This window comes from Ideonella sp. B508-1 (genome assembly GCF_000333615.1).
Taxonomy (GTDB): Bacteria; Pseudomonadota; Gammaproteobacteria; order Burkholderiales; family Burkholderiaceae_C; genus Ideonella.
This window is the reverse complement of record NZ_BADL01000018.1, coordinates 1-21,686: the sequence shown is the minus strand read 5'-3', so window position 1 is coordinate 21,686 and position 21,686 is coordinate 1. Positions and strand designations below refer to the sequence as shown.

Sequence of the window (21,686 nt, the reverse complement as noted above, 5' to 3'; positions counted from 1 at the left end):
GTGCATGAAGGGCTGCGAGTTGATGTTCTCGTCGTCCTTCATGAAGTCCAGGCCGCCCTTGAGGCCTTCGTAGATCACCCGGCCGTAGTTGCGCCCCGACAGGCCCAGCTTGGGCTTGGTGGTGGCGCCCAGCAGCGGCCGGCCGAACTTGTCCAGGCGCTCGCGCTCGACCACCAGGCCGGTGGGCGGGCCCTTGAAGGTCTTGACCAGGGCCACCGGCATGCGGATGTCCTCCAGCCGGGCGGCCTTCAGCGGCTTGAAGCTGAAGACGTTGCCGATCAGGCTGGCGGTGATGTTGGCGATGGAGCCTTCTTCAAACAGGATGATGTCGTAGGCCACCCAGGCGAAGTACTGGCCCGGGGTGCCGGGCACCGGCTCGACCTTGTAGGCCTTGGCGCGGTAGCTGTCGCAGGCGGTCAGGCGGTCGGTCCAGACCACCGTCCAGGTCGCGGTGCTGCTCTCGCCGGCCACCGCGGCGGCGGCCTCCACCGGGTCCACGCCTTCCTGCGGGGTGATGCGGAACAGGCACAGGGTGTCGGTGTCCTTGGGCTGGTAATCCGGGTCCCAGTAGCCCATCTGGCGGTACTTGAGCACGCCGGCGCTGTAGCGCTTCTTGGCGTCCAGGATCACGCCGGTCTCGACGGCTTGGTTCATGGGGTGTCTCCTCGGGGTGGACGGGTTCGTCGTTCGTTGGAGCCCACTGTAGGAAGCGCGATGGATAAGGTAAATTCAATATTCGTTGGCTTTCGATTCAGATTCCCTGAATGAAAAACGTCACCTTCCGGCAGATCCGGGTTTTCACCGAGGTGGCCCGGCAGCTCAGCTTCGTGCGGGCGGCCGAGGCCCTGCACCTGACGCCGCCGGCCGTGACCATGCAGGTCAAGGAGCTGGAGGCCCAGCTGGAGCTGCCGCTGTTCGACCGCCAGGGCCGCAAGGTGGCGCTGACCACCGCCGGCGAGTACTTCCTGGTGCACGCGCGGCGCCTGCTGGCGGTGATGAAGGACGCCGAGGACGCGATGCAGCGCCTGCGCCACCTGGAGACCGGCGTGCTCAACGTGGGCCTGGTGAGCACGGCCAAGTACTTCGTGCCGCGCCTCTTGGCGCGCTTTCGCGACGAGCACCCGGGCGTGGAGCTGCGGCTGCAGGTGGCGGGCACCCGGGACCAGCTGGTGGCCCTGCTCAACAGCGGCGAGGTGGACCTGGCCATCATGGGCCGGCCCCCGCGCGAGCTGGCCACCCGCGCCGAGCCCTTTGCCGCCCACCCGCATGTCTTCGTCGCCCCGCCGGGCCACCCGCTGCTGGCCCTGGGCCATGTGCCGGTGGCCATGCTGGAAAACCAGCCGCTGATCGTGCGCGAGGGCGCCTCGGGCACCCGGGCGTTGATGGACCGCTTCTTCCAGGACCACCGGGTGAGCCCGCGCATCGCCATGGAGATGCCCAGCAACGAGACCATCAAGCAGGCGGTGATGGCCGGCATGGGCCTGAGCTTTCTGAGCCTGCACACGCTGGGGCTGGAGCTGCGCGCGGGCGAGATCGAGCTGCTGCACGTGGAACACACGCCGCTGGTGCGCACCTGGAACGTGGTGCACCTGCAGTCGCGCCTGCTCTCGCCAGCGGCCGAGGCCTTCCGCTACTTCATCCTCGAAGAGGGCGAGGCCTGGCTGGCCGCGCACGACCGGCCCTGGATCGGGCCGGGACCGGAGGCCGCGGCTTAGCGGGCGTTCAGGCGGGGCCCACCATCCGCGCCGGGTCCACCCAGGCGTCGAACTGCTCGGCCGTGACGTGGCCGCTGGTGATGGCCGCCTCGCGCAGCGTCGTGCCTTCGCGGTGGGCCTTCTTGGCGATGGCGGCCGACCGGTCGTAGCCGATGTGCGGGTTGAGCGCGGTCACCAGCATCAGCGAACGCTCCAGCAGCTCGTGCATGCGGGCACGGTCGGGCTCGATGCCGCTGGCGCAGTGGGTGTCGAAGCTGGTCATGCCGTCGGCCAGCAGGCGCACGCTCTGCAGGACGTTGTGGATCAGCACCGGCTTGTAGACGTTGAGCTCGAAGTTGCCCGAAGCGCCGGCCAGGTTGACCGCGACGTCGTTGCCGAAGACCTGGCAGCAGACCATGGTCAGGGCCTCGCACTGGGTCGGGTTGACCTTGCCGGGCATGATGGAGCTACCGGGCTCGTTCTCCGGAATGCGCAGCTCGCCCAGGCCGGCGCGCGGGCCCGAGGCCAGCCAGCGCACGTCGTTGGCGATCTTGAACAGGCCCGCCGCCAGGGTCTTGAGCGCGCCATGGGCGTGGACGATGGCGTCGTGCGCGGCCATGGCTTCGAAGCGGTTGGGCGCGTTCACCAGGCCCAGGCCGGTGGCCTGGTTCAGCAGCGCCACCACCCGGGCGGCGAATTCGGGGTGGGCGTTCAGCCCGGTGCCCACCGCTGTGCCGCCCAGGGCCAGCTCGCGCAGGTGGGGCAGGGCCGCGCGCAGGTGGGCCTCGGCATGGTCGAGCTGGGCCACCCAGCCCGACATCTCCTGGCCCAGGGTCAGCGGCGTGGCGTCCTGCAGGTGGGTGCGGCCGATCTTGACGATGTCGGCGAAGAGGCGGGACTTGGCCCGCAAGGTGTCGCGCAAGCGGCCCAGCGCGGGCAGCAGCTCGGCCTGCAGGGCCTGGGTGGCCGCCAGGTTCATCGCGGTGGGAAAGACGTCGTTGGACGACTGACCCAGGTTCACCTCGTCGTTGGGGTGCACCAGGCGCCCCATGCCGAGCGGGCCGCCCAGCAGCTGCGAGGCCCGGTTGGCCAGCACCTCGTTGACGTTCATGTTGGTCTGGGTGCCCGAGCCGGTCTGCCAGACCACCAGCGGAAACTCGCCGTCCCAGCGGCCGGCCAGCACCTCGTCGGCCGCCGCCACGATGGCCTGGGCCTTGGCAGCATCCAGCAGGCCCAGGGCGGCGTTGGCCTCGGCCGCTGACCGCTTGACCCGCGTCAAGGCGTGCACCAGGGCCACGGGCATCCGCTCCTGGGAGATCTCGAAGTGCTCCAGTGACCGCTGCGTCTGAGCGCCCCAGAGCCGCTCGATGGGGACGGCGATTTCGCCGAAGGTGTCACGTTCCAGGCGCACATCGCTCATGCCGTTCTCCCGAAAAGAAGGGATGATCTCGCCCTCACCCGGCCGGCCCCCGGGGCGAAGATAGACGGCCACTGAGGGCTCTCTCCAAGCCCTCACGGGCTGGCATCAGCTTACGATGGTCACGCGGGCCTGCCAAGGCCCGTCACTTGCTGCTGTCGCTCCGGTCGAAAAGAACATGAACTCCCCTGCGACCATCCTCGTTGTCGACGACGAGCCACTGAACCTGGCGGTGCTTTCGCGGCTGCTGAACCCCGTCTACCGCGTGCTGGCCACCCGCTCAGGGGCCTCCGCGGTGACCCTGGCTGCAACCGAGCAGCCCGACCTGATCCTGCTGGACGTGAAGATGCCCGGCATGGACGGCCATGCGGTGCTGGCCGCCCTGCAGCAGCAGGAGGGCACGCGCGACATCCCGGTCATCTTCGTCTCCGCCCTGGGCGACGATGGCGACGAGGAGCTGGGCCTGGCCCTGGGCGCGGTGGACTATGTGGTCAAGCCGGTGCGCCCGGCCGTGGTGCTGGCCCGGGTGCGCACCCAGCTGGAGATCAAGCAGCACCGTGATCGCCTGCGCCAGCAGAACGGCAGCCTGGAACAGGAACTGGCGCGCCGGGTGGACGAGCTGCTGCTGGCCCAGGAGCTGATGCTCTCGGGCATGGCCGAGCTGGCCGAAACCCGCGACGTCGAAACAGGTAACCATGTGTTGCGCACCCAGCACTACGTCGCCCTGCTGGCCCGCCAGCTGCGCCACGACCCGCGGCACGCCGACGCCCTGGACGAGGCCCAGATCCAGCGCATCGTCAAGGCCGCCCCGATGCACGACATCGGCAAGATCGGCATCCCGGACCACATTCTGCTCAAGCCGGGCCCGCTGACGGCCGAAGAACTCGATCTGATGCGTCAGCACACCACCATCGGCAGCCGGGCCATCCGCCATGCCATCGCCCGGGCCCAGGACACGCTGGGCCAGACCTTCTCGCTGGATACCCAGCCCGAGTCGCTGCGTTACCTCGAGGTGGCCCATCTGATCGCCCTGTACCACCACGAGCGTTGGGACGGCCAGGGCTACCCCGAGGGCCTGGCCGGCGAAGCCATCCCGCTGGAGGCCCGGCTGATGGCCGTGGCCGACGTCTACGACGCCCTGACCCACGAACGGGTCTACAAGCCGGCCTGGTCGATGGCGAGCACCGAAGCGCAGATCCTCGCGGGCGCGGGCACGCAGTTCGACCCGGCGGTGGTGCAGGCCTTCGACGCCGTGCGCGACGAGATGGCGCAGGTCATGCAGCGCCTGATCGACTGAGTACGCGCCATGGCCGACACCCTGCTCTGCACGGACACCCAGCACCCGCTGCGCCGGTCCCTGCACAGCCTGGCCAGCCGGCCGGTGGTGACGCTGCCGCGCGAGGCCACGCTGCGGGACGCCGCCCGCTGCCTGAGCCACCATCGCATCTCCTTCGCCCCGGTGCTGGACGCCGAGGGCCAGGCCCTGGGCGTCATCACCGAAGCCCAGCTGCTGCGTGCCAGCGAGCAGGGCCTGTCGCCGGACACGCCGGTGGACCGCCAGCTGCAGCCCGCCGCGACGGCGCCGGGCCAGCTGCAGGCCGAGGAGGCCTACCGGCTGTGCCTGACGCGCAATGTCAGCCACCTGCTGGTGCTGGACGAACAGGGGAGACTGGACGGGGTGGTCAGCGAGACCGACTTCCGCTGCCTGCTCAACCTGGAGGTGCTGACCGGCCGCCACCGGGTGCGCTCGGTCATGCAGCCCGTGGCCCCCACCCTGGCGCCGCAGGCCACGCTGGCCCAGGCCCGGGCCCTGATGGCCCAGCAGCCCGAGGCTGGCGTGGTGGTGCTGGAAGGCCGGCGCCCGGTGGGGGTGCTGACCTTGCGGGACCTCACCCGCCAGGTGGCCGAGGACACCCCGGCCCAGGACACCCAGGCCCAGGACCGGCAGCGGCTGGGCGACTGGATGAGCCAGCCGGTGCACACCATCGACTCGGACGCCAGCCTCAACGACGCCGCCGCCCGCATGCTGGCCCTGCGCATCCGGCACCTGGTGGTGGTGGACGACCAGGGCGAGTTCCAGGGCGTGCTCAGCGAACATGACCTGACGCGCACCATGGCCCTGGCCGTGATGGACGGCGTGATCGAGGAGGAGCGCCAGCTGCAGCAGGCGGTGCTGCAGGCCATCCCGGACCTGGTCTGGCTCAAGGACACCGAGGGGGTCTTCCTCAGTTGCAACCCCCGCTTCGAGGCCTTCTACGGTGCGCCCGAGCGCGACATCGTCGGCCGCACCGACTTCGATTTCGTGGACGCCGAGCTGGCCGAGTCCTTCCGGGCCAACGACCGTGCCGCCATGGCCAGCGACGGCCCCCGCACCAACGAGGAATGGGTCACCTTCCCGGACGGCCACCGCGAGCTGCTGCAGACCCGCAAGATCGCCGTGCGCGACGCCGAGGGCCGCGTGCAAGGCGTGCTGGGCATCGGGCGGGACATCACCTTGCTGCGGGAGGCCGAGCAGGAGTTCCGCGACCTGTTCGACCAGAACCCGGCCCCCATGCTCATCTACGCGCTGGACGGTCTGGGGGTGTTGCGCAGCAACCAGGCCTTCCAGGCCCTGCTGGGCTACGGCACCGAGCAGGCGGGGCGGATGCAGCTGCCCGACTTCGTCATCCCCGAGGAACGCCAGACCATTCGGGAACGGGTGGCCGCCCTGGGCCAGGCGATCAGCGAAGGCACCTGGCACTGCGTGCGGGCCGATGGCGGCGTGATGCGGGTGCTGGGACGCTCGCACCCCATCACCCACCAGGGCCGGGCCTGCCGGGTGACGGTGCTCAGCGACCTGGGGCCCAGCGACCGGGCCCAGCAGCGTGAGCGGGACCGCCTGGCCCTGATGGAGCGACTAGTGGCCGGCGAAGGCTTGCTGCCCTTGCTGGAGCAGCTGACGCTGGACTACGAGCAGTTGTTCCCGGGATCCCTGTGCTCGGTGCTGCTGCTCGACGAGGATGGCCGCTCCATCCGTCCGGCAGCAGCACCGCACCTGCCGGTCTTCTACAGCCAGGCCCTGGATGGCCTCCAGATTTCGCCCACGGTCGGTTCTTGTGGTGCCGCCATGGCCCTGGGCCGCCGCGTGGTGGTGGAGGACATCGCCACCCACCCGAACTGGGCGCCCTACAAGGCGCTGGCGGCCCAGGCCGGCCTGGCCTCCTGCTGGTCCGAACCCATTCCCGGCCCGAACGGCCAGGTGCTGGGCTCCTTCGCGATCTACCACCGCCACCCGGCCAGCCCCTCGCCGGAAGAGCTGGAACACCTGCAGTTCTCCGCCCAGCTGGCCTCCACCGCCATCACCCACGGCCGCACCGCCGAGGCCCTGCACCAGAGCCAGCGCCGGCTCAGCGCCATCCTGGAGGCCATTCCGGACCTGATCTGGCTGACCGACCGCGAAGGCCGCTACCAGGCCTGCAACGCCGCCTTCGAACACTTCGTGGGCCTGCCCAGGCAGGACATCCTGCAGCAGACCGCCCTGTGGGGGCTGGAAGAGGAGACACGCCAGGCCCTGACCCTCGGCCATGCCGACATCCTGGCCGGCAGCCAGCCCCGCACCGCCGAGCAATGGCTGTGCCCGGCCGGCCAGGGCGCGCGCCGCCTGTTCGAGACAATCAAGTCACCGCTGTTCGACGCGCAGGGAGAGGTGGCCGGCGTGCTCAGCGTGGCGCGCGACATCACCCTCATCAAGCAGGGCGCCAGCGCGGTGGCCGAGCGCGAACGGCTGATCGACACCATGTTCGGCCAGACGACCGACGCGATCGTGCTGATGGACCCGCGCACGCTGGGCTTCGTTCACTTCAATGCGAAGGCCTCGCAGGGGTACAGCCGCGAAGCCTTTGCCCGGATGCGGGTGATGGACCTGCAGGCCGAGTTGGACGAGGCCGACATCCGCGCCACGGTGAACCGGGTGCTGGCCGGCGAAGCGCTGAGTTTCGAGACACGCCACCGTAACGCCCAGGGCGGCATCCAGCTGATCGCCCTGACCCTGCGTCAGGTCGTCTATGCCGACCGCCCCCTGGTCTGCGCCGTCTGGCGCGACATCACCGAGACCAAGCAGCGCGAGACCCGTTTCCAGCGCCTGAACCAGGCGTATGCGGTGCTCAGCGGCGTGAACGAGGCCATTGTCCGCATCCGCGACCAGCAGACGCTGTTCGGCGAGGTCTGCCGGGTGGCGGTGGAGGTGGGCGGCTTCCGCATGGCCTGGATGGGGCAAGCCGACGAAACCGGTCAGCAGCTGGTGCCCTGCGAGCATGCAGGGACGGTCGACGGCTACCTCGACGGGTTGAACATCCTGCTGGACGGGCCCACGGCGCACGGGCCTACCGCGCAAGCCTGGCGCACCGGCGAGCCGGCGGTGGTGGACGACATGGCGCAGGACCCGCGCACGGCCCCCTGGCGCCACCGCGCCCTGCAGCGCGGCTACGCTTCCTCGGCGGCCTTTCCGATCCGCGTGGCCGGCCAGCCCCGGGCGGTGTTCAGCGTCTATGCCGCAGCCACCCACCACTTCGACGAGGATCTGGTCGCCCTGTTCAGCCGGCTGGCCCAGGACATCGGCTTCGCGCTGGAGTTCGCCGCGGCCGAGGAGGCCCGCCGTTCGGAACAGCGCTTCCGCGGCCAGTTGATCGACTCCATCTCCAACCTCTTCTTCGCCATCAATGGCGAAGGCCATCTGGTGCTGTGGAACCGGCGGGTGGAGGAGGTCACCGGCTACCATCCGCACGAGATCAACGGGCGCGCGGCCACCGAGTTCTTCGCCCCCGAGGACCACGCCCTGATCCTCCAGCGCCTGCAGGAGGTGTTCGCGCAGGGCGAAACCTCGGTGGAGGCCATGCTGGAGTCGCGCGACGGCCGGCGCACCCCCTATCTGTTCGTCGCCCGCCGCATCCAGCAAGGCGACCAGACCCTGGTGGTGGGCACCGGCACCGACATCAGCGACCGGGTGGCCTCCGAGCAGGAGCTGCAGCGCTACCGCCAGCACCTGGAGGACCTGGTGGCCAGCCGCACGGCCGAGCTCGAGAGCGTGAATGCGCGGCTGCACCGGGAGGACCGGCGGCTGCGCACCATGCTGTCCCTCAGCGAACGGGCCAGCACCCTGTCCGAGGACGCGCTGCTGCAAAAGGGCATCGACGACGTGGCCACGCTCAGCCGCAGCGCCGGCGCCTTCGCCCAGCTGCTCTCGGGCACCGAAGGGGAGACACCGCGGGTGCTGTGGAGCAGCGGCACACCGGTCGCGCTGCGCCAGGCCCTGACCCGCTGGAGCCAGGAAGCCCAGGCCCGCGTGCTGGCGGCCGACCAGCCGCTGGTGCTGGAGCTGACCGACCCCGCCGCGCTCGCCGGGAATGTCGACCCGGGTCTGCGGCGCCTGGCCCTGGTGCCGGTCAACGACGGGGGCCACACCCCCATGCTGCTGGGCGTGGCCGACAAGGCCCAGCCCTACGACGACGCCGACCTGCGCGAGATGACCCTGTTCGGCGGCGACCTCTGGCGCATCGTGCGGCGCCGGCGCATCGAGCTCGACCTGGCCCAGGCCAAGCAGGACGCCGAGGCGGCCAACCAGGCCAAGAGCGCCTTCCTGGCCAACATGAGCCACGAGATCCGCACGCCGATGAACGCCATCATCGGCTTCGCCCACCTGCTGCACCTGGATCCGCTGACGCCCCGCCAGTCCGACCAGCTCGGCAAGATCGGCGATGCCGGTCAGCACCTGCTGCAGGTCATCAACGACATCCTGGACTTCTCCAAGATCGAGGCCCGCAAGCTCTCGCTGGAGGTGGGCGAGTTCATGCTCAGCACCAGCATCGAGCGGGTGAGCACCATGCTGGCCGACCGGGCACGGGCCAAGGACGTGGCCCTGGAGGTGGACCTGGCACCCGACTGCCCGGCCCGCGTGCTGGGCGACCGCCTGCGGCTTGAGCAGATCCTGCTGAACCTGCTGAGCAATGCGGTGAAATTCACGCCGCACGGCCGGGTGGATCTGCGGGTGCGGGTGCTGGCCCGCGAGGGGCGGCAGCTGAGGCTGCGCTTCGAGGTGCAGGACACCGGCATCGGCATCCGCCCCGAGCAGATGACCCATCTGTTCGAGGCTTTCGAGCAGGCCGACGTGTCCACCACCCGGCGCTTCGGCGGCACCGGCCTGGGCCTGGCCATCAGCAAGCGGCTGGCCCTGCTGATGGGCGGCGACATCGGGGCGGACAGCCGCGAGGGCTCGGGCAGCCTGTTCTGGGTCGAGCTGCCCTTCCAGATGACCGCCGCCGCCCCCAGCCCGGCGCCCGCGCCCGCCGCCCCCAGCGCCACCGCCAGCGCCGGGACCGCCCCCGAGGCCGACTGGCGCCGCGCACGCATTCTGCTGGCCGAGGACAACCCCACCAACCAGGAAGTGGCCGGCATGCTGCTGCGCAGCCGGGGCCTGGACTACGCCCTGGCCGACAACGGCGAGGAAGCGGTGCGTCTGGTGGAGAGCGGGCACTTCGACCTGGTGCTGATGGATGTGCAGATGCCGGTGATGGACGGCCTGCAGGCCACCCGGGTGATCCGCCAGCGGCACCCGGCCGAAGCCCTGCCCATCGTGGCGATGACGGCCAATGCCTTCGAAGAAGACCGCACCGCCTGCCTGGCCGCGGGCATGAACGACTACCTCTCCAAGCCCGTGGTGCCGGAGCTGCTCTGGCAATGCCTGGCCCGCTGGCTGGCCCACCCGCCGGCGGGCGCCCCCGGCCCATCGGCCGGGGCCGTGGCCGAGGACCCCAGCGCGGCCGAGACCGCCCTGTGGCAACGCCTGCAGGCCGTGCCGGGGCTGGATCTGGCCGACGGCCTGGCCCGGGTGCAGGGCAAACAGGCCGTGTTCCAGCGCGCACTGCAGCTCTTCCTGGACCACCATGCCGGGGATGTGGCGCGTCTGCGGCAGGCGGCCGACCAAGGCCAGGCCGCCCCGATGGGGCCCCTGGCCCATGCCCTGGCCGGAGCGGCCGACACGGTCGGCCTGGCCGGGCTGGCCAGCCTGGCCCGGGCCCTGGGCAATGCCCTGGACCCGCTGCGCCCGGGCGACAGCGCCTTGCCCGGCGCCGCCCGCGACGCCGCCCTGGCCCTGGCGGACGCCCTCGAGGCGGTGCAGCAGGCCCTGGCGGCCGCGCTGACCCCGTCCGGCGCCCGGCCGACCCCGGCGCCCCAGCCGCTGAGCGCGGCGGAGCAGGCCGCCCTGGACCACTTGCTGCAGACCCTGCAGCCCCTGCTGCGCTCGCACGACACCGCCGCCGTCGAACTGGTGGAGCGCCAGCGCGCCCTGCTGTACCGCGGCCTGGGGCCGCTGGGCCAGACCCTGCTGGACGAGGTGAGCGGCTACAGCTTTGCCGCGGCCGGTGCCACCCTGCAGCAGGCACGGACCCGCCTGGCCGGTGCCACCCTGACGGAGGATGCCCATGGATGAGCCCGTCCCCCCCCAAGCCGGGTCACCCGCCCATGTGCTGGTGGCCGAGGACCACCCGGTCAACCGGGTGGTGGCCCAGGCCATGCTGGCCAGCCTGGGCGTGGCCTGCACGCTGGCCGAGGATGGTCAGGAGGCGGTCGACTGTGCCGCCCAGGCCGAACTGGACCTGATCCTGATGGACCTGCACATGCCCGAGCTGGACGGGCTGGAGGCCACCCGCCAGCTGCGGGCCCAGGCCGAAGCCGCGGGACGGCCGCGCGTGCCGGTGGTGGCCATGACCGGCGGCGACGAGGCCCAGGACGGCCCGGCCTGTCTGGCCGCCGGCATGGACGGCTTTCTGGCCAAGCCCTTCACCGTCGAAGCCCTGCGGGCCTGCCTGCTGCAGCACGGCGTGCGCTGCGCGGCGGGCTGACCCGGCGCAGCAGCGCTCTCAGGAGGGGGCGTCCGCTGCGGCCGCGCCCAGCCGAGCCAGGGCCTCTGCGGGCACCCGCGCCCACAGCGTGGTGCCGGCGCCGGGAGCGGCGTCCAGCTCCAGCGTGCCGTCGATCGACTCCAGCCGCTCGCGCATATTGCGCAGGCCGATGCCGCGGTGCGGGTCCTGCTGCACCGCGGGCAGGTCAAAGCCCTGACCATCGTCGTGGATCGTCAGGCAGACCCCTTCGCGCTCGGCGCTCAAGGTCAGGCTCACCCGCTGCGCCTGGGCATGCTTGCCGATGTTGGCCAGGGCCTCCTGGGCAACGCGGAACAGCACGGTGGCCACCTCGTCGGGCAGCGGCGGCTCGGGTTCGTCGAGCTGCAGATGCAGCTGCAGCTGGCCGTGCTCGCCGAACTCATGGCCCAGCCAGGCCAGGGCGGCGGGCAGGCCCAGGGTGTCCAGCGTGGCCGGGCGCAGCCGGTGCGACAGGCTGCGCACCTCGCCCAGGGCGTCGTTGAGCCGGTCCAGCGCCTTGGCCAGGGCCGGCGGCGGCGTGCCGCCGGCACGCTCCAGGCTGTCCACCGCGGACTCGATCATCAGCTTGGCCGAGACCAGGATCTGGCTGGTGCCGTCGTGCAGCTCGCGGGCCAGGTGGGCCCGTTCGCTTTCCTGCGAGCGCACCACCTGCCGGGCCAGCAGGCCCAGCTTGGCATCGGCCACCCGGTGCTCGCTGAGGTTCAGCCACAGCCCGCAGGCGCTCAAGAGGCCCAGGCCGGCCATGGCGATGCCGGCGATCCACAGCAGCGTGGTGGTGATGTGGGCGCCGACCTGGCGGTCCAGCGCCCCCAGCGTGCTCTGGATGTCGTCCAGGTACAGGCCGGTGCCGATCATCCAGTTCCAGTCGGGCAGGGCCACCACATAGCCCAGCTTGGGCACCATCTGGCCGCTCGACGGCTTGCGCCAGGGGTAGGTGACGAAGCCGCCACCGGCCTTGGCCTGGGCGATCAGCTGCTGGATGGTGGGCTGGCCCTGCGGGTCGCGCAACGCCCACAGGTTCTGGCCCAGCAGCTCGGGCTGGCGCGAGTGCATCAGCACCCGGCCCTGCAGGTCGTAGACGAAGAAGTAGCCGTCGCTGCCGTAGTCCAGGCTGCCCAGGAGGCGCAGGGCCTCGGCCTGGGCCTGGGGGTCCTGGTGGCGACGTTCGTAGAGCGGGCGGATGGTGCTGACCGCCAGGTCCACGTAGTGCTTGAGCTCGGCCTGGCGGGCGGCCATGTAGGCCTCTTGCACCAGGGCCTGTTCGCGCCGGGCCAGGGCCTGCTCCTGGTGGCGCACGGCGGCCGCGATGAGGACCACCGACAGCAGCAGTGGCACGGCGGCCAGCAGGACGAGCTTGAGGCGAAGGCGCATGCCGCGATTGTCCTCGCGGCCGGACCCGGGCATGGTCAGCAGCAGCGGCCGGTGCGGGCGCCGTAGCGGGCCTGCTGGCGCTCGCGGAAGAAGTCCTCGTAGGACATGGGCGCCTGGTCCGGGTGGGTGGCGGCCATGTGCTTGAGGTAGGTGCCGTAGTCCGGCACGCCCACCATCAGCCGGAAGGACTGGGCCAGGTAGCGGCCGGCCTGGCCGACCTCCTGGCCCAGGCCACGGGCCAGCGCACCGGCGCGCTGGCCTTCGAGCAGGCCGCTCAGCAGGCTCACCGCGCGCCCTCCGCCAGGGCGACGAAGGGGGTCTCCTGCACGGTGGGACGCTGGCTGGCGCGGGCCGCCAGGATGGCCTTGACCGCGTAGACCGCCACGCTCACGACGACGAACATGAACAGCGCGCACAGGGCGGCATCCAGCCGGTCGTTGAAGACGATGCGGGCCATGGCCTCGGGCGACTTGGCCGGGGCCAGCAGCTGGCCGCTGGCCAGGGCGTCGGCGTACTTCTGGGCGTGCGACAGGAAGCCGACCTTGACGTTGGCCGAGAAGATCTTCTGCCAGCCGGCGGTCATGGTGCAGGCCAGCAGCCACAGGGCCGGCAGCACGGTGGTCCAGGCGTAGCGGCCCTTCTTCATCTTGAACAGCACCACGGTGCCCAGCAGCAGGGCCACGGCGGCCAGCATCTGGTTGGCAATGCCGAACAGCGGCCACAGGGTGTTGATGCCGCCCAGCGGGTCGACCACGCCCTGGTAGAGGAAGTAGCCCCAGGTGGCCACGCACAGGCCGGTGGCCAGCAGGTTGGCCACCCAGCTCTCGGTGCGCTGGAGCGAGGGCACGAAGGTGCCCAGCAGGTCCTGCAGCATGAAGCGGCCGGCGCGGGTGCCCGCGTCCACCGCGGTCAGGATGAACAGGGCCTCGAACAGGATGGCGAAGTGGTACCAGAAGGCCATCATGGCCTTGCCGCCCACCACCTGGTGCAGGATGTGGGCCATGCCCACCGCCAGCGTGGGCGCGCCGCCGGCGCGGGCCAGGATGGTGTGCTCGCCCACGTCCTGGGCGGTCTGCACCAGCACGTCCGGCGTGATGACGAAGCCCCAGGTCGACAGGGTCTGGGCCACGGCCTCGGGCGTGCTGCCCACCAGCGCGGCCGGGGCGTTCATCGCGAAGTAGACGCCCGGGTCGATCACCGAGGCGGCGGCCAGGGCCATCACCGCGACGAAGGACTCAGCCAGCATGCCGCCGTAACCGATGAAGCGGGCATGGCTCTCGTTCTCCAGCATCTTGGGCGTGGTGCCCGAGGAGATCAGCGCATGGAAGCCCGACACCGCGCCGCAGGCGATGGTGATGAACAGGAAGGGGAACAGATCCCCCGACCAGACCGGGCCGTTGCCGGCGGCGAACTGGGTGAAGGCCGGCATCTTCAGCTCGGGCGCGACAACCAGGATGCCGATGGCCAGGGCGACGATGGTGCCGATCTTCAGGAAGGTCGACAGGTAGTCGCGGGGGGCCAGCAGCAGCCACACCGGCAGCACCGAGGCGATGAAGCCGTAGCCGATCAGCATCCAGGTCAGGGCCTTGCCGTCGAAGGTGAACAGCGGGCCCCAGGTCGGGCTGTCGTGCACGGCCTGGCCGCCCACGATGGCCAGCATCAGCAGCACGAAGCCGATGAGGGAGACCTCGCCGATGCGGCCCGGGCGGATGTAGCGCACATAAATGCCCATGAACAGCGCCACCGGGATGGTGGCGCCCACGGTGAAGGTGCCCCAGGGCGAGCCGGCCAGGGCCTTCACGACGATCAGGGCCAGCACCGCCAGGATGATGATCATGATCATGAAGGCGCCGAACAGCGCGATCACGCCCGGCACGTTGCCCATCTCCTGCTTGACCAGGTCGCCCAGGGAGCGGCCGTCGCGGCGGGTGGAGATGAACAGCACGATGAAGTCCTGCACCGCACCGGCGAAGACCACGCCGGCCAGGATCCACAGCAGGCCGGGCAGGTAGCCCATCTGCGCGGCCAGCACCGGGCCCACCAGAGGACCGGCGCCGGCGATGGCGGCGAAGTGGTGGCCGTAGAGCACGAACTTGTTGGTCGGCACGTAGTCCAGCCCGTCGTTGTGGGCCCAGGCCGGGGTCTGCCGGCGCGGGTCCAGGCCGAAGACCTTGTCGGCCAGGAACAGGCTGTAGTAGCGGTAGGCGATCAGGTAGGTGCAGACGGCGGCCACCACGATCCACAGGGCGCTGACGGCCTCGCCACGGGCCAGGGCGACCGTGGCGAGCCCGAAGGCTCCGAGGATGGCGACCAGCAGCCACGGCAGGTGGCGGCGCAGACTGGACATGAGGGCGGTCTCCATGGGTCGATGGAAAGGGCATCCGCCCCGGAACGGGTGCCGGGGCAGGGGGGCTTCAGTCTGCGCGTGGGGGGTGGGGCGCCGCTACCGTCGCAATGCGCAGCGCACGGCGCAGTGCCGCCTAAGGGACGATCCTTAATGGATAACCCTAGGCTGTCGGCGTGCCCCCGGTGCCCTGCAGGCGCACATGCTCGACGGCGTAGCGGATCAGCTCGGCCTGGGTGTCCAGGGCCAGCTTGCGCTTGATGCTCTGGCGGTGGGCGTCGACGGTGCGGGCGCTGAGGTCCAGCTCGCGGGCCATCTGCTTGCTCGACAGGCCCCGCGCCAGGGCCGCGAGGATCTGGCTTTCGCGCGGGGACAACACCGGCCGGGGCGTCTGATTTCGAAACAGCCGGCGCGAGACCTCCGGGCTGAGGAAGACGCCGCCTTCGGCCACGGTCCGGATGGCGCTGACGATCTCGCTGGCCGGCGCGTCCTTGAGCACATAGCCGCTGGCCCCGGCCTGCAGGGCCCGCTGCACGTACTCGGGGTTGTCGTACATGCTCAACATCAGCACCCGCAGACCCGGGTGGTCGGCCAGCAGGCGAGCGGCCAGCTCGATGCCGTTGACCTCGCGCATGCCCACGTCCATCAGCACCAGCGTGGGCTGGCAGCGCAGGGCCTCGGCCTGGGCCTCGGTGGCATCGCCGGCCTCGCCCACCACGGCCAGCCCGTCCAACGCAGACAGGCGCGCGCGCAGGCCATCGCGCACCAGCGGGTGGTCGTCGACGAGGAGCAGGCGGATGGTGCTGGACTCGGGCATCAGGGCCGGGATTGTCCCCCAGGGCCAGGGCCATGCGGCGTCGCGCCCGTTTCGATGACAGAAGTCACGGCACAGGGGCTCAAGCGCGGGCTGCGCCTCAATAACCCTTCTATTCGAGGGTTTCGTCACTCATCAATCCCGCGATGCTGTCGACAACCTGTCCTCTAGGAGGTCTTTCATGGGTACAGCGTTGGTACAAACCCGAGCCAGCGGTCGATTCATCGGGGTCTGCGCCGGCATCAGCGCCTTGGGTGCGCTGGGTGCGGCCTGGCTGTCCGGCGGCTCGCTCTGGGGCTGGGCACTGGCTGTTCTGCTGCTGGGGCAGGCCGCGGCACTGCTGTGGCTGGGCCGGCCGCGCCAGGGCGGTCTGCCCGAGGCCTGGAAGGCCTATCTGGCCAGCGAGCAGGTCTTCTGCGAGCAGCTCAGCCCGGTGTGGTCGGGCCAGATCGAGAGCTCGCGCCAGCAGATGGAGCGGGCCATCGCCAGCCTGAGCGAACGCTTTGGCGGCATTGCCGCGGGGCTGGACGCCACGCTGGGCCAGGGCGGTGGCGGCAACGTCGATGCGCAGGCCGTGCAGGCCCGCAGCGAGGCGCGCCTGAACGAAGTGCTGCAGGCCCTGCACAACTCGCAGACGGCCAACCAGGGCACGCTCAACCGCGTGCAGGGGCTGGAGGGCTTTGTGGCCGAGCTCAGGGACATGGCCGAGGCCGTGGCCAAGATCGCGCAGCAGACCAATCTGCTGGCCATCAACGCAGCCATCGAGGCGGCCCATGCCGGGCCGATGGGGCGCGGCTTCGCCACCGTGGCGGCCGAGGTGCGGGCCCTGTCGCAGCGCTCGGGCGAGACGGGCGCGCACATTGCCGAGAAGGTGCGGGTGATCAACCAGGCCATCGTCGAGGCCCGCGCCGCGGCCGAGGCCTCGGCCGAGCAGGAAAGCCAGGCCAGCCAGGCCTCGGCCGCCGCCATCCAGGGCGTGCTGAGCGAGTTCGGCAGCCTGACCCAGGGACTCAGCCAGGCGGCCGACGCACTGCGCCAGAACAGCACCCAGATCAAGGGCGAGGTCTACGAGTCCCTGGTGCAGCTGCAGTTCCAGGACCGGGTCAGCCAGATCCTGGGCCATGTGCGCGACAACATCCAGCGGCTGCCCGAGGTGGTGCTGGCGCACCAGACGCGCATCGAGCAGGACGGCCAGCCCCATCCGCTGGAGGCCGGCCCGCTGCTGGCCGAGCTGGAACAGACCTACGCCATGGCCGATGAGCGCGCGGTGCACTCCGGCAGCCCGGCCCGGCCCGCAGCCGCCGCACCCAGCGCCGCCCCGGCCGCCGACACCGAAATCACCTTCTTCTGAGGACCCACCATGAGCAAGACCATTCTCATCGTCGACGACTCCGCCTCGGTGCGGCAGGTCGTGGGCATCGCGCTCAAAGGCGCCGGCTACAGCGTGATCGAGGGCTGCGATGGCCAGGACGCGCTGGGCAAGCTCACCGGCCAGAAGGTCCACCTGATCATCAGCGACGTGAACATGCCGCGCATGGACGGCATCACCTTCCTGAAGGCGGTCAAGGCCCTGCCGACCTACAAGTTCACCCCGGTGATCATGCTGACCACCGAAAACCAGGAAGCCAAGAAGCGCGAGGGCCAGATGGCCGGCGCCAAGGCCTGGATGGTCAAGCCCTTCCAGCCGCCGCAGCTGCTGGCCGCGGTCGAGAAGCTGGTCCTGCCTTGAACCGAGGAGCCCCCACGATGAACACCGCTCAAGTGCTTCGCCTGGACGGCGAACTCACGATCTACCGGGCCCAGGAGGTGCGCCAGCTGCTGCTGGAGACGCTGGCCCGGCCCGAAGGCCTGCAGCTGGACCTCGGCGAGGTCAGCGAAATGGACAGCAGCGCCGTGCAGCTGCTGCTGGCCGCCCGTCAGGAGGCCCTGGCCGCGGGCAAGACCTTTGTGATTCTTCAGGCCAGCGACCCCGTTGGCCAGGTGCTGGCCCTGCTGGGGCTGGAGGATCTGCTGCAAGAAACCGCCCAGGGAGAACCGGCATGAGCAGTCTCGACATGGAACAGGCCCTGCCCACTTTCCTGGCCGAGAGCCGGGAGCTGCTGGAGGAGATGGAAGCCGCGCTGCTCAACGTCACGGAAAGCCCCGAGCCCTCCGAGCTGATCAACGCCATCTTCCGGGCCGCCCACACGATCAAGGGCTCGGCCGGCCTGTTTGGCCTGGACGGGGTGGTGAGCTTCACCCACGTGCTCGAGAGCCTGCTGGACCGGGTGCGCGAAGGCGAGCTGGCACTGGACGAGCCTCTGGTGGGCCTGCTGCTGGAATCGCGCGACCACATGAGCCTGCAGATCGATGCCATCGGCCGGGGCGAGGCGGCCAGCGAGGCGGCCTGGGCCGAGCGCAATGCGCCGCTGCTGGCCCGGCTGCGCCACCACCTGGGGCTGTCCGCCGTGGCCGCACCCTGTGCCAGCCCGGCGGAGCCTGCCGCCGAGACGGCCACCGCCGGTGCCGACCACTGGCATCTCTCTCTGCGCTTTGGCAGCGAGGTGCTGCGCAACGGCATGGACCCGCTGTCCTTCATCCGCTACCTGGGCAAGCTGGGCACCCTGACCGGGGTGGTGACGATGGCAGACACACTGCCCCCGCTGTCCAAGATGGACCCGGAGGCCTGCTACCTGGGCTTCGAGATCGGGCTGGACAGCCTGGCCGACAAGGCCACCATCGAGGGCACCTTCGAATTCGTGCTGGACGATGCCGAGGTGCGCATCGTGCCGCCGCGCAGCAAGGTCTGCGAATACTTCGAACGCATCCAGCATGCCGGCGAGGAGCCGCCCCGCCTGGGCGAGATCCTGCTGCGCTGCGGCTCGCTGACCGAGCACGAGCTGGCCCAGGCCCTGGCCCAGCAGCAGGTCATGCCGGCCGCCCCGCTGGGCAAGATCCTGGTCGGGCAGGGCGCCGTGGCGCCGGCCCTGGTCGATGCCGCGCTGCAGCGCCAGCAACAGGTCAAGGACGCCCAGGCCGGTGGGGCCAGTGGCGGCACCATCCGGGTGGACGCGCAAAAGCTCGACCGCCTGATCAACCTGGTGGGCGAGATGATCACCGCCGCGGCCGGCGCCAGCCTGGCCGCACGCCACTGCGGCGACGGCCCCAGCATCGAGGCCACCTCGATGCTGGCGGACCTGGTCGAGGAGATGCGCGACAGCGCCCTGCAGCTGCGCATGGTCAAGATCGGCGCCACCTTCGGCCGCTTCCGCCGCGTGGTGCACGACGTCTCGCAGGAGCTGGGCAAGGACATCACCCTGGTCATCCACGGCGAGGACACCGAGCTGGACAAGACCCTGGTCGAGCGCATCGGCGACCCGCTGACCCACCTGGTGCGCAACGCGATGGACCACGGCATCGAGACGGCCGAGATCCGGACGGCCAAGGGCAAGCCCGCCCAGGGCACGCTCACGCTCAACGCCTTCCACGACTCGGGGGCCATCGTCATCCAGGTCAGCGACGACGGTGGCGGCCTGGACCGCGAGCGCATCCTGGCCAAGGGCCTGGAGCGCGGCCTGATCGAGCCGGGCCAGGTGCTCAGCGACGCCCAGGTCTACAACCTCATCTTCGAGCCCGGCTTCTCCACCGCCGAGAAGGTCACCAACCTGTCGGGCCGGGGTGTGGGCATGGACGTGGTCAAGCGCAACATCACCGCGCTGCGCGGCACCGTGTCCATCGAGAACCGGCCGGGCCAGGGGGCGACCGTGACCGTGCGGCTGCCGCTGACCCTGGCCATCATCAACGGCTTCCAGGTGGGCGTGGGCAGCGCGGTCTTCGTGATGCCGCTGGACACGGTGGAAGAGTGCGTGGCCTTCCGCGCCGAGCCCGGGCGGGACTACACCGACCTGCGCGGGCAGGTGCTGCCCTTCCTGCGGCTGCGAGACCTGTTTGGGTTGCCGGGCCAGCCTGCGGCGCGCGAAAACATCGTCGTGCTGCGCCAGGGCGAGCAGCGCATCGGCCTGGTGGTCGACCGCCTGCTGGGCGAGGCCCAGACCGTCATCAAGCCCCTGAGCAAGGTCTTCGCCCAGGTCCAGGGCCTGGCGGGCTCCAGCATCCTGGGCAATGGCGAGGTCGCCCTCATCCTCGACGTACCTTCGCTGATCCAGCATGCGCTCACGCGCAGCGCTGACGCCACCTTCTCCGACTGAACCGACCCTCACACCGACACCCAGGCCACGCACCTGGCACCTGACCGCTCCAAAGGAATCACACCATGTTCCAAACCATGAAAGTCTCGACCCGCCTGGCCCTCGGGTTCGGCCTGGTCATCGCGCTGCTGATCGGCCTGGCCCTGATGGGCATCACCCAGCTGGCAGAGATCAACGCCACCACGGCGAAGATCGTCAACGACCGCGCCCCCAAGGTGGCGCTGTCCAAGGAGCTGCAGATCAACACCGTGGACGCGGGCCGCAAGATCCGCGCCCTGCTGCTGGCCACCAACGATGCCGACCGCGAGGCCCTGAAGACCAAGATCCAGGCGCTGCGGGAGACCAACGGCCAGCTGATGGACAAGATCGACAAGCTGATCAGCAGCGAGAAGGGCCGCCAGCTCTTCAAGACCATCCAGGACAAGCGCACCATCCTGGCGACCAAGTACACCGGGCTGTTCGATCTGATGCGCACCGACCACACCAAGGCGGTGGACTATGTGGCCAACGAATTTCTGCCGGCGAACACCGCCTTTGAAGATGCGCTCGGTGAGCTGGCCAAGTTCCAGCAGGAGCTGATGGACCACGATGCCGAGGTCGCCGCGCAGGCCTATGTCGACACCCGCAACAAGGTGGCGGGCCTGTCGCTGGCGGCGGTGCTGATCGCCGTGGCCGCGGGCTTCCTGATCACCCGCGGGCTGGTCAAGACCATCGGCGGCGAGCCGGCCTATGCGGCCGACGTGCTCAAGCGCGTCTCGGACGGCGACCTGACGGTGGACGTGCAACTGCGCAAGGGTGACAGCAACAGCATGCTCTTCGCCCTCAAGCAGATGGTCGACAAGCTGGCCAATGTGGTGGGCGACGTGAACAGCAGCGCCGAGGCGCTGGCCGGGGCCTCCGAAGAAGTCAGCGCCACCGCCCAGTCGCTGAGCCAGGCCGCCAGCGAGCAGGCCTCGGGCGTGGAGGAGACCAGTGCCTCGATCGAGGAGATGACCGCCTCCATCTCGCAGAACACCGAGAACGCCAAGGTCACCGATGCCATGGCCACCCGCGCCGCCTCCGAGGCCACCGAGGGTGGCGAGGCCGTCAAGGCCACCGTCAGCGCCATGAAGCAGATCGCCCAGAAGATCGGCATCATCGACGACATCGCCTACCAGACCAACCTGCTGGCCTTGAACGCCGCCATCGAGGCCGCCCGCGCCGGCGAGCACGGCAAGGGCTTCGCCGTGGTGGCCGCCGAGGTGCGCAAGCTCGCCGAGCGCAGCCAGGTGGCCGCCCAGGAGATCAGCGACGTGGCAGGCTCCAGCGTGGAGCTGGCCGAGCGCGCCGGTCAGCTGCTCGACCAGATGGTGCCCAACATCAAGAAGACCTCCGACCTGGTGCAGGAGATCACCGCCGCTTCGGAAGAACAGTCCTCCGGCGTGGGCCAGATCAACGCCGCGGTCGGCCAGCTCAACCAGACCACCCAGCAGAACGCCGCCAGCTCCGAGGAACTGGCCGCCACCAGCGAGGAGATGAGCAGCCAGGCCGAGCAGCTGCAGCGCGCCATGGCCTTCTTCAAGGTCCGGGGCGGTGCCACGCAAGGCCAGTCCGCGGCCCCCGCACGGCGCGCCATCCAGGCTGCCAAGGGCAGCGCCCAGCGCTCGGTGGCGCGTCCCAAGCCGATGGGCAAGTCCGCCATCGCGGCCAGCACGGCGGTCAGCCACGACATCGACGAGTCGCAGTTCACCAACTTCTGAGGGGACGGACCATGAGCGATCCCGTCAAGACGCCCGGGGCCGAGCCCGCGCAGTACCTCACCTTCCTGCTGGGCAGCGAGATGTTCGCGCTGGGCATCCTGGCCATCAAGGAGATCATCGAGTACCGCAATCCCACGAGGTGCCGATGATGCCCGCCAGCGTGCGCGGGGGGATCAACCTGCGCGGGGCGGTGGTGCCCGTGGT

Annotated in this window: 15 protein-coding genes and 1 pseudogene; 10 read left to right on the top strand and 6 right to left on the bottom strand. The window is 70.4% G+C overall.

Annotation, left to right across the window (positions count from 1 at the left end):
• The coding region (locus tag I73_RS01075) for a RuBisCO large subunit C-terminal-like domain-containing protein (RefSeq protein WP_022978929.1) at positions 1-654 on the bottom strand (654 nt) is incomplete at its 3' end.
• A 110-nt stretch (positions 655-764) separates the two neighbouring features.
• On the opposite strand from I73_RS01075, the gene I73_RS01070 reads away from it, so the two are divergent.
• Positions 765-1,715 carry a LysR family transcriptional regulator gene (locus I73_RS01070; RefSeq protein WP_026096156.1) on the top strand — a complete coding sequence of 317 codons (951 nt, stop codon included), beginning with the start codon at positions 765-767 and terminating at the stop codon, positions 1,713-1,715.
• A 7-nt stretch (positions 1,716-1,722) separates the two neighbouring features.
• On the opposite strand, the gene fumC is transcribed toward I73_RS01070, so the two are convergent.
• A complete protein-coding gene (fumC, locus tag I73_RS01065) occupies positions 1,723-3,114 on the bottom strand; it encodes a class II fumarate hydratase (protein WP_022978927.1) in 1,392 nt (463 codons plus the stop codon).
• A 175-nt stretch (positions 3,115-3,289) separates the two neighbouring features.
• Between fumC and I73_RS01060 the strand changes: the two genes are divergently transcribed.
• The 3 genes from I73_RS01060 to I73_RS01050 are packed head-to-tail and all read left to right on the top strand — an operon-like array spanning position 3,290 to position 10,988.
• Positions 3,290-4,408: an HD-GYP domain-containing protein gene (locus I73_RS01060; RefSeq protein WP_022978926.1), complete on the top strand. Its 1,119-nt coding sequence runs from the start codon at positions 3,290-3,292 to the stop codon at positions 4,406-4,408.
• Positions 4,409-4,417: 9 nt separating this feature from the next.
• The gene (locus tag I73_RS30595; protein ID WP_022978925.1) at positions 4,418-10,576 is read left to right on the top strand and encodes a PAS domain S-box protein; all 6,159 of its coding nucleotides are present in this window, start codon (positions 4,418-4,420) and stop codon (positions 10,574-10,576) included.
• A complete protein-coding gene (locus tag I73_RS01050; protein WP_159105818.1) occupies positions 10,569-10,988 on the top strand; it encodes a response regulator in 420 nt (139 codons plus the stop codon). The genes I73_RS30595 and I73_RS01050 overlap by 8 nt, the downstream gene beginning before the upstream one ends.
• An 18-nt stretch (positions 10,989-11,006) precedes the next feature.
• Here I73_RS01050 and I73_RS01045 read toward each other — a convergent pair whose 3' ends face one another.
• The 4 genes from I73_RS01045 to I73_RS01030 all read right to left on the bottom strand — a co-directional run bounded on the left by I73_RS01045 (position 11,007) and on the right by I73_RS01030 (position 15,559).
• Positions 11,007-12,398, bottom strand: coding sequence for a cache domain-containing protein (locus tag I73_RS01045; RefSeq protein ID WP_022978923.1), 1,392 nt, complete (start codon positions 12,396-12,398; stop codon positions 11,007-11,009).
• 35 nt (positions 12,399-12,433) lie between these two features.
• Complete coding sequence (locus I73_RS01040; protein WP_374701935.1) at positions 12,434-12,574, bottom strand: YbdD/YjiX family protein; 141 nt, start codon at positions 12,572-12,574, stop codon at positions 12,434-12,436.
• Between the two features lie 107 nt (positions 12,575-12,681).
• Positions 12,682-14,745 carry a carbon starvation CstA family protein gene (locus I73_RS01035; RefSeq protein WP_022978921.1) on the bottom strand — a complete coding sequence of 688 codons (2,064 nt, stop codon included), beginning with the start codon at positions 14,743-14,745 and terminating at the stop codon, positions 12,682-12,684.
• Between the two features lie 160 nt (positions 14,746-14,905).
• The gene (locus I73_RS01030) at positions 14,906-15,559 is read right to left on the bottom strand and encodes a response regulator transcription factor (RefSeq protein ID WP_022978920.1); all 654 of its coding nucleotides are present in this window, start codon (positions 15,557-15,559) and stop codon (positions 14,906-14,908) included.
• Positions 15,560-15,737: 178 nt separating this feature from the next.
• Here I73_RS01030 and I73_RS01025 point away from each other — a divergent pair, with 178 nt between their 5' ends.
• The 6 genes and pseudogenes from I73_RS01025 to I73_RS31245 all read left to right on the top strand — a co-directional run.
• Positions 15,738-16,907 carry a methyl-accepting chemotaxis protein gene (locus I73_RS01025; RefSeq protein WP_026096153.1) on the top strand — a complete coding sequence of 390 codons (1,170 nt, stop codon included), beginning with the start codon at positions 15,738-15,740 and terminating at the stop codon, positions 16,905-16,907.
• A gap of 9 nt (positions 16,908-16,916) precedes the next feature.
• Entirely contained in the window at positions 16,917-17,285 is a 369-nt protein-coding gene (locus tag I73_RS01020; protein ID WP_022978918.1) for a response regulator, read from the top strand.
• A gap of 17 nt (positions 17,286-17,302) precedes the next feature.
• On the top strand, positions 17,303-17,599 hold the full coding sequence (locus I73_RS01015; RefSeq protein ID WP_022978917.1) for an STAS domain-containing protein: 297 nt from the start codon (positions 17,303-17,305) through the stop codon (positions 17,597-17,599).
• Complete coding sequence (locus tag I73_RS01010; RefSeq protein WP_234409374.1) at positions 17,596-19,743, top strand: chemotaxis protein CheA; 2,148 nt, start codon at positions 17,596-17,598, stop codon at positions 19,741-19,743. Before I73_RS01015 ends, I73_RS01010 begins: the two co-directional genes overlap by 4 nt.
• 65 nt (positions 19,744-19,808) lie before the next feature.
• On the top strand, positions 19,809-21,482 hold the full coding sequence (locus tag I73_RS01005; protein ID WP_022978915.1) for a methyl-accepting chemotaxis protein: 1,674 nt from the start codon (positions 19,809-19,811) through the stop codon (positions 21,480-21,482).
• Between the two features lie 11 nt (positions 21,483-21,493).
• Positions 21,494-21,686, top strand: a pseudogene (locus tag I73_RS31245) (chemotaxis protein CheW); the annotation flags it as partial.

What these genes read in the sequence shown, in the direction of transcription:
- I73_RS01070 (WP_026096156.1), top strand. Translation starts at nt 765, where the DNA reads ATGAAAAACGTCACCTTCCGGCAGATCCGGGTTTTCACCGAGGTGGCC.
- I73_RS01020 (WP_022978918.1), top strand. Translation starts at nt 16,917, where the DNA reads ATGAGCAAGACCATTCTCATCGTCGACGACTCCGCCTCGGTGCGGCAG.
- I73_RS01050 (WP_159105818.1), top strand. Translation starts at nt 10,569, where the DNA reads ATGGATGAGCCCGTCCCCCCCCAAGCCGGGTCACCCGCCCATGTGCTG.
- I73_RS30595 (WP_022978925.1), top strand. Translation starts at nt 4,418, where the DNA reads ATGGCCGACACCCTGCTCTGCACGGACACCCAGCACCCGCTGCGCCGG.
- I73_RS01045 (WP_022978923.1), bottom strand. Translation starts at nt 12,398, where the DNA reads ATGCGCCTTCGCCTCAAGCTCGTCCTGCTGGCCGCCGTGCCACTGCTG.
- fumC (WP_022978927.1), bottom strand. Translation starts at nt 3,114, where the DNA reads ATGAGCGATGTGCGCCTGGAACGTGACACCTTCGGCGAAATCGCCGTC.
- I73_RS01035 (WP_022978921.1), bottom strand. Translation starts at nt 14,745, where the DNA reads ATGTCCAGTCTGCGCCGCCACCTGCCGTGGCTGCTGGTCGCCATCCTC.
- I73_RS01010 (WP_234409374.1), top strand. Translation starts at nt 17,596, where the DNA reads ATGAGCAGTCTCGACATGGAACAGGCCCTGCCCACTTTCCTGGCCGAG.
- I73_RS01015 (WP_022978917.1), top strand. Translation starts at nt 17,303, where the DNA reads ATGAACACCGCTCAAGTGCTTCGCCTGGACGGCGAACTCACGATCTAC.
- I73_RS01025 (WP_026096153.1), top strand. Translation starts at nt 15,738, where the DNA reads ATGGGTACAGCGTTGGTACAAACCCGAGCCAGCGGTCGATTCATCGGG.
- I73_RS01040 (WP_374701935.1), bottom strand. Translation starts at nt 12,574, where the DNA reads ATGGTGGGCGTGCCGGACTACGGCACCTACCTCAAGCACATGGCCGCC.
- I73_RS01030 (WP_022978920.1), bottom strand. Translation starts at nt 15,559, where the DNA reads ATGCCCGAGTCCAGCACCATCCGCCTGCTCCTCGTCGACGACCACCCG.
- I73_RS01060 (WP_022978926.1), top strand. Translation starts at nt 3,290, where the DNA reads ATGAACTCCCCTGCGACCATCCTCGTTGTCGACGACGAGCCACTGAAC.
- I73_RS01005 (WP_022978915.1), top strand. Translation starts at nt 19,809, where the DNA reads ATGTTCCAAACCATGAAAGTCTCGACCCGCCTGGCCCTCGGGTTCGGC.